Genomic DNA, 19,388 nt, shown 5'->3' with positions numbered 1-19,388 from the left:
CGTTCCGCGCCGCCGTGTTAGCGACCCGCGGCATAACCCTGGGCACCCCGGGCGTTGGCTGCGGCCCCCAGCACACCCGTGGCAGGGTTCCTGGTGACCGTGCTGAGCCTGCCGAGGCTCCAACCTCCGGCTACGGTGATCCGGTGCCCGCGCTCTCGGAGCCCGGTGATGACGTCCACGCCGAGGCGGTCCTCGACGACCGCGCCACCGGGGGTCCATCGGCGTGGCCAGAACGAGCTCGGAATCGAGGTCGTGTGGAATGTGGGGGCGTCGATTGCCTGTTGCGGCGTGTACCCGCCGACCAGTGTGCGCAGCAAGTAGGACAGCTGCCACTGATCTTGCTGATCGCCGCCCGGGGTGCCGAGGGCGGCGACGACCTCCGTCCCACGGAGAAGCATCGTCGGGGTCAAGGTGGTCCGCGGCCGGTGACCCGGCCGCAGCGCGGACGGACTCGCTGGGTCGAGCCAGGTCATCTGGAGCCGGGTACCCAACGCAAATCCGAGTTCAGGGATCGTCGGTGAGGACTGGAGCCACCCACCGGAGGGTGTGGCGGACACCGCATTCCCCCAACGATCGATGATATCGAGGTGGCACGTGTCACCGCGGGTTTCACCGGTCACCGACACGGTGGGCTCCCCGGAGGACCCCCCGCGCGGAGCGTCGGTATCTTCGACGAGTGGCGGAAAGAACGGGTCGAGGCCGCACGCCCCGGGACGGAACTCCTGGGATGCTCTCTCGCCAATCTCCTTCCGGCGCACCGATGCGTACTCGGGAGAGAGTAGAAGTTCCAGCTGTTCGGACGACAGATTCTCCCCGTAGTACGCGTCACGGTCGGCCATCGCGAGTTTGAGCGACTCCAGTACGTGGTGTGCACCGACCGCGGTGGAAGGATCGATCTGCTCGTCGGGAAAGCCGTCGAGAATGGCGAGTGCCTGCAGCAGCACCGGACCCTGACCCCACGACGAGCCCTTCAGGACGGTGTGTCCTCGGAACTCGAAGGCGACCGGAGCTTCGTAGTGGGCACTGAACGACGCCATATCCCCAGCCGTAACGACCCCGGCATGATCCGATTCGGACGAATGCCGGTGCGGATTGCGGGCAAACGATTCGATTCCCTCGGCGACGAATCCGCTCTTCCAGATTGTGCGAGCAGCCTCGATACGCGTATCCCGAGTCGGTGCGTGCCGACTATCCGAAACGAGCCGGTCGAGTGTGTTCGCGAACGCCGGATTGCGGAACATCACGTCGGCGACCGGTGGCACGCCCTGGGGCATCCACAACGCCGCCGAGGTGGGCCAATACTCGGCGAACATCTCTGCCACCGTCCCGATCACAGCACCGACGCGCTCGGAAAGGGGATGTCCGTTGCCGGCATAGTCGATCGCATACGCGAGCACATCCGCGAGCTCCCACGTGCCGTAGTCGCGCAGGAGCAGCAGCCATGCGTCCACAGCGCCAGGTACCGCGGCAGCCAGCGCCCCTGCAGCCGGAACCATGTCCAGTCCCTCGGCGCGGAAATGGTCGATCGTGGCGCCGGCCGGCGCGGGGCCCTGCCCGACCAGAACGGATGGTTCCCCCGAGGCCGGGGCCACGATGGCCACCAGGTCTCCACCCGGCCCGTTCAGGTGCGGCTCGACGACGTATAGCACGAAGGCGGCCGCCGTCGAGGCATCGAAGGCGTTACCCCCACGTTCGAGGACCGACTGCGCGGTCTGGGTTGCCAGCCAGTGCGTGGAGGCACACATACCGAAGGTGCCCCGCAGATCGGGACGAGTGCGGAAGTCGGACGGAGATACGAAACTCATTGAGTCTCCCTCATAGGGTGCATGTTGGCCACGGCTGAGAACGAACACCACAAATAGGATCCAGTTCTAACAGTGTGGGATGCATCCTAAAGCTACAGGGAGCGCGTTGACCAAAGCAACGGGCACTTGCGGGGCAAATGTCGGTGCGCTCGGCTGGTCGGCCGCGCAAACGGCAGCGATACTTAGCCGAAACATTGATTTGACGTGCGTTTACCTGAGTAAACCCACCATTGACTAGTCGCGATGTCGGTGGCATGCTTTCGGCACACGAGATCCAAAAACGTCGTTTTGAATCCAATCGTCCGACTTCAGGCGATACTCGACCTGACTGTTGGCCCATGATCGTTGAGCGCCGCATCTACAGAGGGCATCGGCACAACACCAACAAGATTCACAGGAGAACGCATGTCCGAGAACCCCAATCCGATCCCGCCGACTCCCGGCGACACCCTCATCTTCGAGAACGACCGGGTTCGAGTGTGGACCATGACCCTTCCACCCGGCGGGATGTTCGACTTTCACCAGCACCACCACGATCACGTCGTGATCTGGCCGGAGGCCGGCAAGGTTCAGGGGCAGGAACTCGGGGACGACGAGTGGGGGATCGTGCAGAACGCGGAGCCCGGCTTCGTGCTGTACAAGACCGTCGGTACTTCCAAACCCCTCAATCCCCACCGGATTCGAAATCTTCAGGACGAGACGGTCACCCATTACGTGATCGAGCTGCTCGAACCCTCCCCAAGTCGGGAGGAGTTGCCGTGGACATACAACGACCACGGTGAGTTCATCTTCCCGGGCCGCACCGAACACTGAGTCGAACACCAAGATTGGGTCTCGACTGATCCCCGACTTCGGCCGCTAGGCGCAATCCTCCTCGCGCATTCCCCACACTCGGGCCCTCCCGGTCTGCGCGTCCCTCTCGGCGCGGACGCGCCCCCTTCCTATCGTAGGAGACAACCATGACCGCCCAACAAGAACTCGCAGCGGGAGAGTCTGTATCCGCTCATCTCAAACGGAACACCATCGGTATCCCCGGGATGGTCTTCATGGTTGTGGCCGCCGCCGCACCGCTGACCGCAATGGCCTCGAACCTCTCGCTCGGCCTGGCCTTCGGTGTCGGCAGCGGAATGGTCGGGCTCCTCCTGCTCGTCGGAGCCCTCCTGGCGATCTTCACCGCCGGATACGTCGTGCTGAGCCGACGAGTCTTCAACGCGGGCGCCTACTACGCCTTCATCGGATTCGGACTCGGGAAGGCCACCGGCGCCGGAGCCGCCTTCGTCGCAACCATTGCCTACAATCTCGCAGCCGGCGGGATGATCGCGGCAACAGGGTATTTCACTGACATTGCTGTCAGTACCTATGCCGGTATTCACCTACCCTGGTATCTCTACGGCGCGGTCGCCCTGGTCGTTACCGCCATCCTCGGTTACATCGGCGTCGGCATCGCGAAGACCGTGACCACGGTCATCTCAATCGCGCAGTTCGCCATCATCATCTGGTTGGGCATCGCCATCCTGATCCAGCGCTCAGGCGGCTTCAGCATAGACGTCTTCAGCCCGAACCAGATGTTCCACGGCAACATCGCCCTGTCGCTGGTGTTCTGCATCCTGTCGTTCTCCGGCTTCGAGGCGACCGCGATCTACGGTGAAGAAGCCAAAGCGGCGCGACGAAGTATCCAGGTGGCGACCTACAGCGCGCTGGTTCTCCTGGTCCTGGTTTTCATGGGATCGACATGGTCGATCGTCGCGGCATTCGACGATGTCCAGGCCGTTGCCGCCGAAGATCCGGGCAGCCTCATCTTCCGAACCGCCGACATCTACCTCGGTAGCTGGGCAGGCGGGGCTCTGAGCATCATCGTCGCATTCAGCTTCCTCGCCTCTGGAGTCGCATTCCACAACATGGCGGCCCGATACATGTTCGCGCTGGGACGGTCGCGGCTACTCCCGTCCCGCTTCGCCACCATTCATCGGCGATACGGCACCCCCTACATCAGCGGCTTCTTCCAAATCGCGATCTCCATCGCCGTTCTGGCACCGTTCGTCATCGCCCAGTCCGATCCGATCATCAATCTCTTCCCCGCGGTTTCCGGTATCACGTCGCTCTCGTTGACCGCGTTGATGATCGGATGCTGTATCAGCGTCGTCACGGCGTCGTTCAAGGGCTTGGTGAACGAGGGAACCTGGTCCGCCCGCCTCGCCCCGACCTTGGCCGGGATCGGGCTGACGAGTATCTGCGCGATCATCATCACCCATTACCAGGAAGTGACTGGAAGCGACTCGCTCGTCGTCGCGTTGATGCCTCTACTTCCGGTGTTCGGTGCAATCTACGGAGCTGTGATCTATCGACGCGGTCGGGGTCGAGACTTGGAACAGCACCTGACGGAGTGATCGAGCACAAAAGCCGGGAAGGGTGGTCGTCGGCCCACCCATCCCGGCTTTTTGTGATGTCTCGAGCAGAGTCGCACGACCAGACTCTGAACCGATCGGAACCGACTCGCACTCAAAGGGCGTGATCAGAATGAATTGGCTATCACGGCACGGTTGGGAGTGGGGCTTGGCGTAGGCGGCGCGGGCAGTGCGTCTCACGCCACGTCGACGGTGGTGTTCGTGGCCAGCATGTCGGTGAGGAAGGACGTTGGGACGGGCGCCCATTCGGGTAGGCAACGCCCGGCGAGCGAGTCGTCGCGCAGGTCCGCGACGAGTTCGCGGACGCGGATCGGACTGTCGAGCAGGTACCGGGTCATTCCGAGCTCGGCGCACTGCGTGGTGACCGCGGCGAGTAGCCCCTTTGCCTCGGTTGTGCGCTCTGCCGCGGCCAGGGCGACGATGAGCAGGCGTTTGGCCTGCAGCAGGGCCCGCCGCCGTCTCGAGCCGTCGAGCATGGTCACCCATTCCTGCGCCCAGGTGCAGGCGATTCGGGTGGATGCGGGGGAGTCTGCCGCGGCCAGCAGCCTGATGGCGGTGTCCTCCTCGAGCTGCGCGGTGATCGCGTCGACGCCGTCGACCGGGCGCCGACGCGTCGTGTACTCGGCCAGCGGTGGTGGTTCGAGCCCGGCAGTCGGGGGCAGACCCAGCCTGATCCGTTCGTTTTCGATTCGGGCCCGCAGCCGCGGAAGGTGCAACGACGCGGCTGCCCGGGCACCCTCGTCGAGTCGGTGTGCCGCCGTGGTTCGGTCGCCGCGCAGCGCCTTGATCCGGGCTCCGGCAGCGTAGCGGGCGAGTTTGAAATCGACCATGCCGCTGCCGGCGCCGAGCTTGCAGCTCTCGTCGAGCAGTCGTTCCGCCTCGTCGAGCCTGCCCTGCTCGGAGAGCAGTTCGCCGAGCAGCGACCCGGCGAGCCGAGCGGAGAAGGAATGGCTCCCACCCGATCGCCGGGCAATCCGCAGGGCAGTTCGGAAGCTGTCCTGGGCCTGGTGGATGTCGAGGCGTTCGTTGGCGACGATTCCCACAAGACAGTGGCCGGTCATCGCCCCGTTCGGACCGATGTTCCGTGCGTTGTAGGGGGCGGCCCACTGCTGCCGTCGGAGCGCCTCGGCAAAATCGAACCGGTAGATCGCGGCGAAGGTGGCTGTGCCCGCGGCCGAGGACACGACAAAGGGGCGGAACGAGTCCGGCCGCGCCAGTGCGGCCGCGACCAGTTCGTCGATGCCCTCCACCCGGTCGGCGCGACATGCCACCGCGGCTTTCACCACGTCGGCCTCGGCTCGCAGCTCGGCGATCTCGTCGGCGGTGGCCGATTCGGCGTCGAGTGTGGACTCGACCAGTTCGAGTGCTTTCTGTGTGGGCTCGGCACGATGCAGCAGGATGTTCGCCCACGCCACCGCGAGCTGCAATCGTGGGCGGGACAACACGATTCGCGGGGGGAGTTTCGCGACGAGTCCGAGGAGGGTGGACATCTGGGTGTGCTCGAGCAGGTAGGTCCCATCGCGTTCGACCAGCTCCACGGCCCGGTCCTGGTCAGCGGCGGCCAGGGCATGGTCGACAGCCTCGCTGATCAGCTTGCGATCGGCGAACCACTCCGAGGCGGCGCGGTGCAGTTCGGTGATCCGCTCGGGGTGCTCGCGTTCGAGCCGTTGCTGCAGGCACTGGGCGAACAGGGGGTGGTAGCGGAACCATTCCCGGTTGTCATCGATCGCGCGCAGGAACAGATCCTGTTCCTCGGCCCGCTCGAGCATGATCTGTCCGTGGTCGACGTGGGCGAGCGCGGCGGCCAGGTCACCGTGGAGTCGTTCGGCCACCGAGGTCGCGAGCAGGAAGTCGAGCATGTCCGGATCCAGGGTGTTCAGCACGTTCTCGGTGAGGTAGTCGCCGATGGCGCGGTGCCGTCCGGACAGTGACTCGATGAGCTGTGCGGGGTCGTCGCTGTCGCGCAGCGACAACGACGCCAGCTGCAGGCCCGCCGCCCACCCCTCGGTGGTCGCGGTCAGCTCGTCGACGTCGTCCTGCTCGAGCGGCAGGCCGCCCAGGTCGACGAGCAGGGCGTGGGCTTCGGCGGGGTCGAAACGCAGGTCGGTGGAGTCGATCTCGACCACGTCGTCGCGCACCCGCATCCGGCTCACGGGGAGGCCGAAGCGACTCTGGGTGGTGACGACGACCTGCAGGTGGTGGCAGGCGTTGTCGAGGAGGAATTCCATCGCCGCGAGGGTCGCGGCGGCGCCGATGCGGTGCCAATCGTCGATGACGAGCACGACGCGTTCCCCGGCCGCGTGGATCTCGTTGATCAGCGCGGTCAGCACGTATCGGTCGGCCTCGTCGCCGTGCTGTTCGAGCGCCTGCTTGAGGTCCTCGGCCAGGGCGGGGCGCACCCGCCGGATCGCCTCCAGCAGGTGTCCGAGGAACCAGACCACATTGTTGTCGTCGCGGTCGACGGTCAGCCAGGCGACGGCCAGCCCCTCCCCGGCCAGCACCTCGCTCCACTGGGTGGCGAGCGTGGTCTTGCCGAAGCCGGTCGGCGCGTGGATGACGCTCAGGCGTCGCCGCTGCCCGGCCCGGAGCAGATCGAGCAACCGGCCGCGGTGCACCAGCGTCCGGGGCGGTGTCGGCGGGCGGAACCGGGTCTCCGGGGCCGGTGGGGTGGGGGCGCGGGCCCCGGACCGCCGCTGGGCGCTGTACCGGCCCGAGGTAGATCGTCTCGAGGCGGACCGGCCCGGGGGCTCGTCGTCGGGGGCGACCGTCGGGTCGGGGGGCAGCGGTAGGTCGTCGGCGATCAGGCCGTGCCGTTGCTGGAGCATGCGCAGGTTCTCCCCGAACTCGGCGGGGGCGGCGGGGCGATCGGCCGGACTCCGGGCCATGGCGGTTTCGATGCCGGCGGACACGTCTTCGGGGATGCCCTCGCCCCGCAGGTCCGGAACCGGTTGCGTGGTGATTCGCAGAAATTGGGCCACCACCTGCTCGCCGCTGCGGCGTTCGAATGCCGCGTGCCCGGTGATCGCGCAGAACAGCGTCGCGCCCAGTCCGTAGACGTCCGATGCGGCGGTGGCCGAGCGCCCCTCGAGCACCTCCGGGGCGGTGAACGCCGGCGACCCGGTTACCGTGCCCGCGGTGGTCTCGAAGCCACCGGCGATGCGCGCGATACCGAAGTCGGTCAGCTGTGGCTCGCCGTAGTCGGTGATCAGAATGTTCGCCGGTTTGACGTCGCGGTGCAGGGTGCCGATCCGGTGTGCGGCCTCCAGTGCGCCGGCCACCTTGATGCCGATCCCGAGCGCCTCGCTCCATTCGAGCGGGCCGGACCGGCGGATCCGGGCCTCCAGCGAATCGCGGGAATGATACGGCATCACGATGTACGGCCGCCCGGACGGCGTGGTGCCGACCTGCAGAATGTTGACTATGTTCGGGTGGCCTGACAACGCGCCCATGGCGCGCTGCTCGCGCAGGAACCGTTCGAGGTTGTCCGGATCGAGATCGGCGGTGAGCACCTTGATCGCGACTGTCCGGTCGAGGACCGGCTGCCGGCAGCGGTAGACGATGCCGAAGCCGCCGCGCCCGATTTCGTGGGCGCCTTCGAAGCCGGCCCCGGCCAACTCCGACTCGATTCCGGGAGTCGGGTCGCGCTGCGTTGTCAGCGGATCAATTTCGGCCATCACCTATCGATCCCGCTGCTTGGTGTCGGCAGCTGTCACCCATGCATCACCTCACGACGACGTGATCTCAAGCGTAGGCGGCCGTAGTTGTGTCAATCCGGGGTTCGCCGCCGACGCGGCGGGCCGTCTCGGGGTGACCGTGCCCTCGAGCTCTGACCGATTATGGTCTCTACCCACTGCACTGCGAATATTGCGTCATATGGTCTGTAATGCGACCATATATGTATGGGTGAGATGTCGGTGTCGGCGGCGGCCGCCGAGCTGGGCGTGTCCGGCCGGCAGGTCACTCGCCTTGCGCGGGCGGGGGAGCTGGTGGTCACGCGGGAGGTGGGGAAGGCGTTGCTGTTGGATGCGGGGTCGGTGCACCGTGTGGCGCAGACGGACCGCCATCGAGGCCGGCCGTGGAACGGGGATGTCGCGTGGGCGGCATTGGCGATGTTGTCTGGTGTGGGGGTGGATTGGATTTCTCCTTCGCAGGCGAGTCGTCTGAGGCATCGGCTCCGCCGGGCGAGCGCGACCGAGGTGGCATTTCTTGCCCGCCGGCGCGCACGCGTGCACCGGATGCGGGGATGGGGCGATGATCTGAACACTCTTGTCACCGGCGGGTACGTGGCGGCCACCGGTGTCAGTGCGCTGACCCAGGTTCCGGGGGTGGCGGGCCGGTTCGGTTTGTCGGGAAGGGCTGGTGGTGCTGTGGACGGGTATGTGGTCGGCGACGAACTCGACGGTGTGATCGATACCTTCGGTTTGGTGGCGGACGGTCAGGGGGACGTGACGTTGAGGGTGGTCACTGCGCTGGACCGGTTTTTCACGACGACGACGTTGCCGGTGGCGACTGTTGCGGTGGATTTGATGGAGTCGCTCGACACCCGGGAGCGCAGCGCCGGGGCGCGGGTGCTGGGGGAGTTGCTCGATGACATCCGCTGAGCGGCCGGTGTGGACGGTGCAGGCACCGGTCGGCGGGTGGGGGCCGCCGTGGCCGCAGGCCGCCGAGATCGCCCAGATGATTCCGTCCGAGCAGTGGACGTTGATCGGCGGGTTGATGGTTCAGCTTCATGCGGTGCGCGCGGGGGTGCCGCCGACCCGGGCGACCGTCGATGTCGACATGATTCTGCATATCGAGACCGGTGCCGCGACGTTCGGCGGGGTCCGCGCCCGGCTCGAGCAGATCGGATACGAATTGCAGATGCCGGTGAGGGGGCGGGTGCACCGTTTCGTACGTTCCGGTGGTGTCGAGCAGGTCGATGTGATGGTCGCCGATCACCTGGCACCGAGGTTTCGGCCGAGTGTGTCTGGACGTGAGGTGTTCGCCGTTCCTGCGGGCACGTCCGCGTTGCGTAAGACGGTGGACTGCCTGATCGAGATCGACAGCATGTCAACCAAGTTGAGTGTGCCCGACGTCCTGGGGGCGTTGGTGCTCAAGGGCGCGGCCTACCTCGAGGATCCCCGCGATCGGGGGCGTCATCTCGACGATGCCGTGGTGTTGGCGGGCGCCATCGAGAACCCCATGGCCGATCGGACACGGATGAGGGGAAGCGATCGCGGCAGAGTCCGAGCCCTGGCCGAGGCGTTGGCCGATCCGGATCATCGCTCGTGGCTGTCGATGCCCGAGCAACGCCGGAGACGAGGACGTGATGCGTTGCTACTGCTAGTTCAGGAGCCGAAAACGAGAGCTCCTCAGCACCAACGAAATACACAATAATGAGACACTTTGTCGACTGCCGCTCTACCGGGCGCGGACGTGGCGTAGATCGCAGGTCCCCCCGACGGCGGTGCGGGGTGATCCTGGACGCCGAGGCGGAGGCCTCGAACGCTCCTCTGGCGCCGGTGGGCCCGGATCGGTGCCTGGTTCGATGAACCGGATCCGCTGACCCCTGGGTGGCCTGCCTGGGACCTGGAAACCGCCCTCCGCGGCCTGCGGGACGTGGGCGGGATGAAGGCGACGAAGTTGATTGCCCGTAAACGTCCCCGGCTGTTTCCGATCTTCGGTTTCGGTGGTCAGTCAGGTGCTGGGCACCGAGCGGGCACATCTGAACCCGGTCCGGGAGGCACTGCGGGCCGACGACGGGGCGTTGCATCACTGGTTGCTGTCGATCTGCGCCGCCACGGGTTTGCCGGAGGAGATCTCGGTACTGCGGGTGTTCGGTGTGATCGCGTGGATGGGCGGGGAAGAATCGCGGCCTGGGCGAGCCGTCGGACCGGGAAAGATGACACGTCCCGGTGTGTTGTCTTCGGCAGGTGCACGAGGATGATGGTTATGCGGATGAAGTTTCACGAGCAGCTCGACGAGCTGACGGACCGTCTGGCGTCGATGTGCCGGCTGGCCGGGGATGCGGTCCGGGTGGTGACCGAGGCCCTGGTGCTGGCGGACCTGCCTCTGGCGGAGCGGGTGTTCGACCTGAATGAACAGATCGAGGAGTTGCGCGGTCCGTGCGAGGACCTGGCGATGGCGTTGCTGGCGTTGCAGGGCCCGGTGGCGCGTGATCTGCGTCAGGTGGTCACCGGTGTGCACCTGGGGGCGGATCTGAGCCGGATGGGTGGGTTGGTGCAGCATGTGGCCGAAAGTGTCCGCCGGCGTCATCCCGAGCACGTCGCTTCCGGTGAGGCGGAGGAGTTGCTCTCCGATATGGGGCGGGTGGCGGCCGAGTTTGCCGGCCTCGCCGAGCGGGTTCTGCGCACGCATGATCCCGAACTGGCCGCCGAGATCGGTAGACGCGACGATGAGCTCGACGACTTGCATCGACGGCTGCTCACTCTGATCGAGGATCCGGCCTGGACCGGCAGCATCCCGGCCGCGGTCGATGTGACGTTGTTGGGGCGTTTCTACGAGCGCTTCGGTGACCATGCCGTCGTGGTCGGGCGCCGGGTGATTTTCCTCGTCACCGGGGAACAGATGACCCCGTAGGTCGTCGCCGTCACGGGCCGCATCGTCGCCGATCCGAGTGTGGACTTCGCCCTGCCCGTTGGTGTGCGCGTTCGTGCCGTTGGTGGTGTGGTTCTTCATATCGATGGCGCTGTTCGGCATCTCCGACTGAACCTGCTATTCGGGTTGTTCGGTGTCGAGGGCGTCGGTGATGCGGTCGTGGACCGGAGGTGTCGAGGTTCTGGGCCGGCGGTGCGGGCGGCCGCCAGGGCGCGGGGTGTATTCGTCGCTGAGCCGGATGTGGTGCGGTGGGGTCTGGTGTGGGCCTCTGGGCGCGTTCGCATCTGGGGTGCTCGCGCATCTCGCTGATGCACCGTAGGTGTCGTGCCGGCCGAGGCCCGGTCGCAAGCACCCGCTCCCCGGATCCTGTTGGGGGCAGGTCAGGTTCGGCGCGCTCGGCTGGCGTGGGTGGCGTGCTTGGTGCTTCGGTAGGAACATTATGCGGCACAATGAATGTCGGTGGTGGTGTGCTTGGGTGTGGGGGTTCGTGTCAGGGTGCGAGGGTGTGTCCGCTTCCGGTGGTTTTGGCTTGGTACATGGCGGCGTCCGGGCGACGGATCAACGTCTCCCGGGTTTCCTCCGAACCAGCAACTGCGACACCGACGCTGGCGGTGAACCGAAGTTCGCGTCCGGTCGAGTCGGCTCCGATGTGCAGTTCGGTGATGCGGGTGGCGAGGGCGATGGCCTCGGTGGTGGTGGTGTCGGGCAGACGATGAGGAATTCGTCGCCACCGATCCGGGCCCCGGTGTCGGTGGGGCGTATGACCGATTGCAGTTGTTCGGCCAACCGGATGAGGGCGTCGTCGCCGACGGCGTGGCCGAGCCGGTCGTTGAGGGTCTTGAACTCGTCGAGATTGATCAGCAACGCCGCAACCATGCGCCCGCTTCCGCGTGCTGCGGCGAGTGCGGCGTCGATTTGCTGATGCGCCAGGGCCCGGTTCGGTAGCCCGGTCAATGAATCGTGCAGGCTCAGATGCCGCAGCGCGTCTTCTGCCTCGATGCGCCGGATCGCCGCCGCCAGTACGGCGGCCACCGAGCGCAGGAACATCACCTCCCGGTCGGAGTAGTCGCGGGGGCGGGCACGGTGTGCGGTGAGCACACCCCACACCGTCTCGGCGCCGATGGGAACGCAGACCCCGCTCCGTAGCCCCCGGGAATTCATGGCTTCGGTGGAGAACCGGTGCTCGCCGTACCGGTGGGGGCAGATGATGATCTGATCGGTGGCGGCCGCGTATCCGGGCTGGGAATCGGTACCGGGGGCGAAGGTTTCGGGAACGGGCGGTTGACCCCGATAGGCGAGCACCCGCAACACCGCGCCCGGCTCCTCGGCCCGAGCCACCGAGGCGCAGTTGACCCCACCAACGCGGCGGCTGCGTCCGCCGCGGCCACGAGGACGTGGTCGAGGTCGCCGTCGACGGCGAGCTGACTCAGGTCGGCGAGGGCGCGTTGTTCGCGGACCCGGTACGCAGCCGCCTCCAAACGCGGTGTGCAGGCGCTGTTCGTGCTCCTGGGCGGTGCGCAGGTCCTGGGCGATGCAGGCGATCACCGCAGGGCGCTGGTCCTCGGTGCGCTCGATCACGTAGGTGGACAAGGTGACCGGGATTGGTTCACCGGTCAGGAAGTGCCGAAACTCCGACCGGCCCTCCCATCGGCCCTGTTCGAGCAGGGCTGATTCCATGTCGGGGGCCTGGACGAATCCGACGTCTGTGAAGAATTCCGGCGCCCAGCGGGCGGCGACGGCGGCCTCGTCGGTCAGTCCCATCAGCTGCATCCCGGCGGGGTTGAGGTAGCGCAGGCGTCCGGTGTCGTAGTCGGCGAGTGCGACCATGTTCTGGGCTTCCTCGATCGCCGACAGCAACATGCGGGCTTCCGCTGTTTCCGGTTTCATCCTGGCCGTCCTCCCAGCCTCGAATTGCGGCGCCGCCGTGGTGTCCACCCCTGCAGGTCGAGCCTTCGCATTGCTTGTGATGAGTCGAGTGAACACCGACGGGTCCGATCAGTCGAGGGGCGATGCGTCCAGATCGCGGGTGCACCGTCCCTCGCTTGCATCGTGACGGTGCCGGTGGTCGGGTCCAGTTACGTTTTCGGGTTCGGCGTTCGGGGCCCGTCGATTCCCGCACCGCCGCCTACGTCCGCGGCAGATTCGAGACAGAGGTCGAATCAGGAGGCAAACCCAACAGGCGAACCGATACCCGGCCGAAGACCGGGGCGGCGCCTCCAACAGGCCTCGATGCTCGTAGTCCCGCAGCGTCTTCCGCATTCGCTCCGGCGCGGGCGGCGACATCTCAGTGGTACGCATGCCGCCATTCTCAAACTCTGCAGCGAAGGCGGTGAGTTCCGCGATCCTGAGCGAGGGCCAATGCGGGCTACCGCTTGCGTGCGGTGACGAGCAGGTACTCGGCCTCGTAGAGTGTCCGACCGGGCGCATCGGCCCGATTCCATGCGGTGAGGAACTGCAGGAAATCTCGCTCGAGGTTCGCGATCCGATCCGGGTCCGCGGCATTGTGGCGGTACACGGCGATCGTCGGGCCATATTTGCGTTTCCAGAACTCCTGGAACTCGGTCGGGTCTGCGAAGCGGTCGATCACGAGCGACTGGCGGTGCGCGTCGAGCGCGGTCACCCGGTCGCCGAACAGGTCGCGGACGTGTTGCTCGTCGCCCCACAACGGCGGCGGGGTCGCACCGCGCGGCGGGGGCGGTGCGTAGGGTCCCATGGTCTTGAACAGGTTGCCGATCAGGCCCTGCGGTGTCCAGTTGATCATCGCGATGGTGCCGCCGGGCCGGCAGACTCGCAGCATCTCGTCGGCGGTCTGCCGATGGTGCGGCGCGAACATTGCTCCGACGACCGTGATGACGGCGTCGAAGCTATCGTCGTCGAACGCCAACGCCTCTGCGTCGGCCTCGACCCAGTCCAGCTCGACGCCGCGCTGGGCGGCGATCGCTCGCCCGGCGACGAACAGTTCCGGCGTCAGGTCCGACGCGACGACGGTGGCGCCGCGCGCGGCAGCCGGGATCGCGGCGTTGCCGCTGCCGGCGGCCACGTCGAGCACCCGCTGGCCGGAGCGGATATCGGCTGCCTCCACGAGCACCTCGCCGAGGGTCGGAATCAGCTCGGCGGCGACGGTCGGGTAGTCGCCGGAGGCCCACAACGCCCGGTGCTTGGCCTTGAGCGCGCGGTCGGTGTCTGCATCGGTGGGAATGGTGGTCATGAAAGTGTCCTCGTACTCGATGTCGGGTGCCGGGATGTCGGCACACCTATAGACGTCGGCCGGTTCGGAAGGATGCACGCGAGCTGATTTCGGCGGAATGGGTTCAGCCGAGTGTGAGCTGGGCGCGGTGGAAGTCGAAGTGCTTGCCCGGGTATCGGTAGACCTGTTCGAGGGTCATGGTCTCGGTGAAGAACGGATCCCAGCGCACCGGGAATGCCATGCTGCGCCGCAGATTCGTCTCCGATTCCTTGGACAGGGAGTGCTGAAGCTTGGCGATGACACGGTCGCAGCGTCGGCCCATCCGGCGGCGGTTGAACACGGTCGCGGCCGCGCACGATCCGAGGTAGTTGATCTGGTGGAACACCGGTGTTCCGGCGTCCAGGGCGCGGGCGAATCCGTGGCCGATCGGGTCGGGCAGCCGGGAGAACACCCGGACCAGCACCAGGAGTCGGCGTACCACCATGTAGCCGAACACCATGTGGAACAGCAACTGTTCGTTGGTCCAGCGGGTGCCGTTTGAGCGGCGCTCGAAGTCGTCCGGCGAGGCGTGATCGAGGAGGTCGTGCAGTGCCCGCCGGGTGCGGTCGAGGTCGGCGGCGATTGCGGCACGATCAACAGGTGGTGGCTCGGACATCATGTGCCCCAGGCGGTTCGAGGGGATTATCCGGCCACTGGGGAGCGGCGTTCGAGGAAGACGGTGTCGCGCCAGATGCCATCGAGTTGGGCGATGCGTTCGCGGACGCCGATGGTGCGGAATCCGGCGGAGTGGTGCAGGGCGATGCTGGCCCGGTTCTCCGGGAAGATCGAGGTCTGCAAGGTCCACACTCCGGCCTCGTCGGCGGCGATGACCTGGGTGCGCAGCAGGGCCTTGCCGACGCCGCGACCGCGCATGCCGTCGGCGACGTAGATCGCGTTCTCGGCGACGCCCTGGTAGCAGTCCCTCCCGGAGGTCGGGGTCAGCGCGGCCCAGCCGACCACGACGTCGTCGATTTCGGCGACCCACCGATGATCGGGCAGCCACTGTGCGTCCAGGGTGTCCCGGGTGGGGACTTCGGTGGTGAAGGTGGCGGTGCGGGTGGCGATCCCCTCGCCGTAGATCCGGCGCACCGTCTCCCAATCCTCGTCACGCATCGGACGAACCGTGACGTCGTCGGGGAGGTCGTCCGGGCAGCACGGTCGCGGGGTGAGCACCCCCATCACCGCGTCGGCGGCGTGCGGGAGGCCGGTGCAGCAGGACGGGTTGACCACGACGACGGTGCTGGTGCCGTTCTTTTCGGCGGTGACGAACCCGACGTCGGCGAGTTTGCGGACGTGGTGCGAGACGGTGGGCTGCCCGATCCCCAGCGCCTCGGCCAACTCACCGACGGTGATGCCCGCGGGATGGCTGGCGACCTGATGCAGCAGCCGGACTCGGGTCGGGTCGGCCAGGCAGGCGAACCACCCGGCGTAGGTGGCCGCATCGTCCGGCGCCAACGCATCCACCTGATCGGCGCCGGGGGTGCGGAGGGCCGGCATGTCCAGGGAAGTCATGAGTTCACTATATCGATATCTGTCGATGGTTGCATTCATCGACAGACGTCGATACTCTCCATCATAGGATCGATGAACGTCGATGGAAGGATTCTCGAGATGAACACCATGCCCGTAGTCGTCGTAGGGGCCGGACCGGTCGGCCTCGCCGCCGCCGCACAACTGCGTGAACGAGGCCTGACGCCGCTGGTCTTCGAACGCGGGGAGAGCGCCGGTGCGGCGATCGCGGGGTGGAATCACGTGCGGCTGTTCTCCCGCTGGGGTGAACTGATCGACCCCGCCGCCCGCCGCCTGCTCGACACCACCGACTGGACCGCCCCGGACGACGACGGATACCCGACCGGCCAGGACTGGACCCGCGACTACCTGGTCCCCTTGGCGACCGCGCTCGGCGACGACATCGTGCAGCTGAACACCGAGGTGGTCGGCGTGGCCCGCCACGGCCGCGACCGGGTCGTCGACGCCGGCCGCGACACCGAACCACTGTCGGTGCACCTGCGCCGATCGGACGGCACCGAGGACCGCATCACCGCCCGCGCCGTCATCGACGCCTCCGGCACCTGGACCACCCCCACCCCCTCGGCGGGGAGGGCCTGCCCGCCCTCGGCGAGCGCGACGCCGTCGATGTCATCGAGTACCGGGTCCCGAACCTCGCCGACGAGGCAGTGCGAGCGAGGTATGCGGGCAAGCACATCGTGATCGCCGGCAGCGGGCACTCGGCGCTGACCGCCATCGTCGCTTTGGCCGACTTGGAGAAGCAGGCGCCGGGCACCCGGATCAGCTGGGTGCTGCGCCGCGGCGACGTCGGATCCACCTTCGGCGGCGGCGACGACGACCAGCTGCCCGCCCGCGGCGCCCTCGGCCTGCGCGCCAAGGCGGCCGTGGACGCCGGACTGCTGACGGTGGTTCCCGGATTCCGCACCGCCACCATCGAACCCGCCGACGACGATGACCGGGTGGTGTTGGTCTCCGACACCGGTGCCCGCATCGACGACGTCGATCGGGTGGTCGTGCTCACCGGGTTCCGCCCCGATCTGTCCTGGTTGTCGGAGATCCGCCTCGGCCTCGACCCGGTGCTGCAGGCCCCCACCCAGTTGGCGCCGCTGATCGACCCGAACGTGCACTCCTGCGGCACCGTCTACCCACACGGCGTCGCCGAACTGTCGCATCCGGAACCGAATGTGTTCCTGGCCGGGATGAAGAGCTACGGCCGCGCCCCGACCTTCCTGGCGATGACCGGCTACGAGCAGGTCCGCTCCATCGCCGCCGCCCTCGACGGGGACCACGAGTCCGCGGCCCGGGTCGAGCTCACCCTCCCCGAGACCGGGGTGTGCGGCGGCGCCGGGGTGTTCGACGACCCCGAACCCGCCACCGCTGAGGGTGGCTGCTGCGCGGCCCCGGATCCACAGCTGGTCACCCTGTCCGCCCGCACGGGCGGATAACCCGTGACCGACACCAGGACCCCGCCGCAGACCACGTCTCTCGACGAGGCCGGTCTGCGGCGGGTCCTGGCGGTGCTCTGCCTGACCGAGATCACCAGCTGGGGCATCCTGTACTACGCGTTCCCGGTGCTCTCGGTGTCCATTTCGGCGGACACTGGGTGGTCGCTGCCGGTGATCGTGGCCGCGTTCTCCCTGTCCCAGCTCGCCGCCGCCCTGACCGGCATCCCGGTCGGGCGGATCATCGACCGGATCGGCCCGCGGGCGGTGATGACCACCGGATCCGTCCTCGCCGTCCCCGCCCTGCTGGTCGTGGCGGCCGCCCCGAACCTGCCGATCTTCTACGCCGGGTGGCTCGCTGCCGGGATCGCGATGGGCGCGGTGCTGTATCCACCCGCATTCGCGGCACTGACCCGCTGGTACGGCGACGGCTACGTCAAGGCGCTGATGATCCTCACCCTCGCCGCCGGGCTGGCCAGCACCGTCTTCGCCCCGCTCACCGCGGCCTTGGTGGACCGATATGACTGGCGGGCAACGTATCTCGTCCTCGCCGCGATCCTGGCGATCATCACCGTGCCCGGGCACCTGCTCGGGCTGCGCGGGCGGTGGCCGCACCCACCCGCCCCGACCGGGGCGCATCCGGTCGATCACCGGGACGCCTCCCACAGCCGCGCGTTCCTCGCCCTCGTCATCGCCCTGAGCCTGGGGGCGTTCGCCGCGTTCGCCGGGGTGTTCAACCTGGTGCCGCTGCTGATCGAGCAGGGCTTCTCCCCGTCCCTCGCGGCCCTGACGTTGGGGTTGGGTGGAGCCGGGCAGGTCCTCGGCCGCCTCGGCTACCTCCCGCTCGCCGCGCGCACCACCGCCCGCACCCGGATCGTGGTGATCCTCGCCGCCACCGCCGCGTCTACGGCGTTGCTCGGGATCGTCTCCACCACCCTCGCGTTGATCTCGGTCGCCATCGGTGCCGGGCTGATCCGCGGGATCTTCACCCTGATCCAGGCCACCGCGATCACCGACCGGTGGGGTGCCACCCATTACGGGCGCCTCAACGGGCTGATGTCCGCGCCGGTCGCCATCGTCATGGCCCTCGCCCCGTGGGCGGGGACCGCGTTATCGGCGTGGACGGGCAGCTACGCCCACGCGTACCTGATCCTCGCCGCCGCCGCTGTGGTCGCCGCCCTCATCGGGGCCGCCAGCATCCCCCACCACCGCAAAGCCGAAATCGCCGCCTGACATCCTCGAAGAGACAACTGAATTGAGTGACTATGACGCCCTCGTCGTCGGCGGCGGCCAGTCCGGCCTCGCCGCCGCCCACCACCTCCGTGCACGCGGCCTCAGCCCGGCGATCCTCAAGGCCGGCGACGAACCGGTCGGGTCCTGGCCGCACAACTACGACAGCCTCACCCTGTTCTCCCCGGCGAAATACAGTTCCCTGCCCGGACTGCCGTTTCCCGGTGACCCGGATCGGTATCCGCGCCGCGACGACGTGGTCGACTACCTGCGCCGGTACGCCAAAACCATCGACACCGACATCCACGTCAATCACCGGGTCCTCACCGTCGACCACGACGGACGTGCGTTCACCGCCCAAACCGACACCGGCACCGCGTTCACCGCACCCCGATTGATCGCGGCGACCGGCGGATTCGGCTCACCCCACCTTCCCGATTTAGCCGGTCGAGGAACGTTCACCGGGAAGGTGCAGCACGCCAGCGACTACCGGACACCCGACGACTATGCCGGGCAGAACGTGATCGTCGTCCGATCAGGGAACTCCGCAGTCAAGATCGCCGCCGAACTCGCTGAAGTTGCCGACGAGGTCGTGCTGGCCATCCGGAGTCCGGTGAAGTTCGTGCCGCAACGCCCGTGGGGGGCGAGACATGCATTTCTGGTTCACCGTCACCGTCACCGGCCTCGACGCCGCCCCCATCGGGCACCTGCTGAAAACGGCGCCGACGGTGGCGGTGTTCGACACCGGCCGCTACCGCGCGGGCCTTGCCGCGGGCAAACCCGGTGTGCGGCCGATGTTCACCGCCCTCGACGAAAACGAAGCGATCTGGGCGGACGGCACCCGCACCGGTGCGGACACGGTCCTGCTCGCCACCGGCTACACCCCGCACCTGCCGTATCTGGCCGGGCTGGGGGCGCTCACCGACACCGGCCGGCCCCGACGCGGCAAGGGCCTGTCCACCACCCACCCCGGGCTCGGCTACCTGGGATTGGAGTGGCAGCGGTCGCTATCGTCGGCGTCGCTGCGCGGGGTGGGCCGCGACGCCCATCATTTGGTGGGACGTCTCACCCGCGGCCACTCGAGTTGATCGGAGGCCGCAATCGGTGGCGGGTGCGTCCGAATCGCGGTTGGTTCGTCTGAGGAGGTAACTCTCATCCACGACGGGATGGGGGC

12 protein-coding genes and 4 pseudogenes are annotated in these 19,388 nt (G+C 67.4%); 10 read left to right on the top strand and 6 right to left on the bottom strand.

Translation table 11 applies throughout. The annotated features are described in order from the left end of the window. Nucleotides 1–17: 17 nt before the first annotated feature. Nucleotides 18–1,805 carry a gamma-glutamyltransferase family protein gene (locus JWS14_RS42260; protein ID WP_206016393.1) on the bottom strand — a complete coding sequence of 596 codons (1,788 nt, stop codon included), beginning with the start codon at nucleotides 1,803–1,805 and terminating at the stop codon, nucleotides 18–20. 405 nt (nucleotides 1,806–2,210) lie between these two features. Between JWS14_RS42260 and JWS14_RS42255 the strand changes: the two genes are divergently transcribed. Together JWS14_RS42255 and JWS14_RS42250 are read left to right on the top strand one after the other, a co-directional pair. Next, the gene (locus JWS14_RS42255) at nucleotides 2,211–2,618 is read left to right on the top strand and encodes a hypothetical protein (RefSeq protein WP_167118259.1); all 408 of its coding nucleotides are present in this window, start codon (nucleotides 2,211–2,213) and stop codon (nucleotides 2,616–2,618) included. Between the two features lie 146 nt (nucleotides 2,619–2,764). After that, nucleotides 2,765–4,192, top strand: a complete 1,428-nt coding sequence (locus JWS14_RS42250; protein WP_095869967.1) for an APC family permease — start codon at nucleotides 2,765–2,767, stop codon at nucleotides 4,190–4,192. 194 nt (nucleotides 4,193–4,386) lie between these two features. On the opposite strand, the gene JWS14_RS42245 is transcribed toward JWS14_RS42250, so the two are convergent. Then, nucleotides 4,387–7,884, bottom strand: a complete 3,498-nt coding sequence (locus JWS14_RS42245) for a serine/threonine-protein kinase (RefSeq protein ID WP_206016392.1) — start codon at nucleotides 7,882–7,884, stop codon at nucleotides 4,387–4,389. A 234-nt stretch (nucleotides 7,885–8,118) separates the two neighbouring features. On the opposite strand from JWS14_RS42245, the gene JWS14_RS42240 reads away from it, so the two are divergent. The 5 genes and pseudogenes from JWS14_RS42240 to phoU all read left to right on the top strand — a co-directional run bounded on the left by JWS14_RS42240 (nucleotide 8,119) and on the right by phoU (nucleotide 10,789). After that, nucleotides 8,119–8,811 (top strand): hypothetical protein, encoded by a 693-nt coding sequence (locus JWS14_RS42240; RefSeq protein ID WP_241031848.1) that lies wholly within the window; start codon nucleotides 8,119–8,121, stop codon nucleotides 8,809–8,811. Then, nucleotides 8,798–9,586: a hypothetical protein gene (locus JWS14_RS42235; protein WP_241031755.1), complete on the top strand. Its 789-nt coding sequence runs from the start codon at nucleotides 8,798–8,800 to the stop codon at nucleotides 9,584–9,586. Before JWS14_RS42240 ends, JWS14_RS42235 begins: the two co-directional genes overlap by 14 nt. A 135-nt stretch (nucleotides 9,587–9,721) precedes the next feature. Further along, nucleotides 9,722–9,811, top strand: a pseudogene (locus JWS14_RS51570) (hypothetical protein); the annotation flags it as partial. A gap of 67 nt (nucleotides 9,812–9,878) precedes the next feature. Then, nucleotides 9,879–10,136, top strand: coding sequence for a DUF6308 family protein (locus JWS14_RS42230; protein ID WP_206016988.1), 258 nt, complete (start codon nucleotides 9,879–9,881; stop codon nucleotides 10,134–10,136). Nucleotides 10,137–10,141: 5 nt separating this feature from the next. Further along, nucleotides 10,142–10,789 (top strand): phosphate signaling complex protein PhoU, encoded by a 648-nt coding sequence (gene phoU, locus JWS14_RS42225; RefSeq protein ID WP_206016390.1) that lies wholly within the window; start codon nucleotides 10,142–10,144, stop codon nucleotides 10,787–10,789. Between the two features lie 508 nt (nucleotides 10,790–11,297). On the opposite strand, the pseudogene JWS14_RS42220 reads toward phoU, so the two are convergent. From JWS14_RS42220 to JWS14_RS42205, 4 genes and pseudogenes are all read right to left on the bottom strand, one after another. Further along, nucleotides 11,298–12,694: pseudogene (locus JWS14_RS42220) on the bottom strand (diguanylate cyclase domain-containing protein). 478 nt (nucleotides 12,695–13,172) lie between these two features. After that, entirely contained in the window at nucleotides 13,173–14,015 is an 843-nt protein-coding gene (locus JWS14_RS42215) for a class I SAM-dependent methyltransferase (protein ID WP_206016389.1), read from the bottom strand. A gap of 103 nt (nucleotides 14,016–14,118) precedes the next feature. Then, nucleotides 14,119–14,649 (bottom strand): DinB family protein, encoded by a 531-nt coding sequence (locus JWS14_RS42210; protein ID WP_206016920.1) that lies wholly within the window; start codon nucleotides 14,647–14,649, stop codon nucleotides 14,119–14,121. Between the two features lie 26 nt (nucleotides 14,650–14,675). Further along, nucleotides 14,676–15,545 (bottom strand): helix-turn-helix domain-containing GNAT family N-acetyltransferase, encoded by an 870-nt coding sequence (locus JWS14_RS42205; protein WP_206016388.1) that lies wholly within the window; start codon nucleotides 15,543–15,545, stop codon nucleotides 14,676–14,678. Nucleotides 15,546–15,644: 99 nt separating this feature from the next. Between JWS14_RS42205 and JWS14_RS42200 the strand changes: the two are divergent. The 3 genes and pseudogenes from JWS14_RS42200 to JWS14_RS42190 all read left to right on the top strand — a co-directional run bounded on the left by JWS14_RS42200 (nucleotide 15,645) and on the right by JWS14_RS42190 (nucleotide 19,302). Beyond that, nucleotides 15,645–16,987: pseudogene (locus JWS14_RS42200) on the top strand (FAD-dependent oxidoreductase). Nucleotides 16,988–16,990: 3 nt separating this feature from the next. Further along, nucleotides 16,991–18,217, top strand: coding sequence for an MFS transporter (locus tag JWS14_RS42195; protein ID WP_206016387.1), 1,227 nt, complete (start codon nucleotides 16,991–16,993; stop codon nucleotides 18,215–18,217). 22 nt (nucleotides 18,218–18,239) lie between these two features. Further along, a pseudogene (locus tag JWS14_RS42190) lies at nucleotides 18,240–19,302 on the top strand (flavin-containing monooxygenase). The last annotated feature ends 86 nt before the right edge of the window (nucleotides 19,303–19,388 follow it).

The sequence above is a fragment of the Rhodococcus koreensis genome, assembly GCF_017068375.1.
GTDB lineage: Bacteria > Actinomycetota > Actinomycetes > Mycobacteriales > Mycobacteriaceae > Rhodococcus_F > Rhodococcus_F koreensis.
The sequence above is the reverse complement of the archived record's forward strand: the minus strand, read 5'-3'. Positions and strand labels throughout refer to the sequence as shown.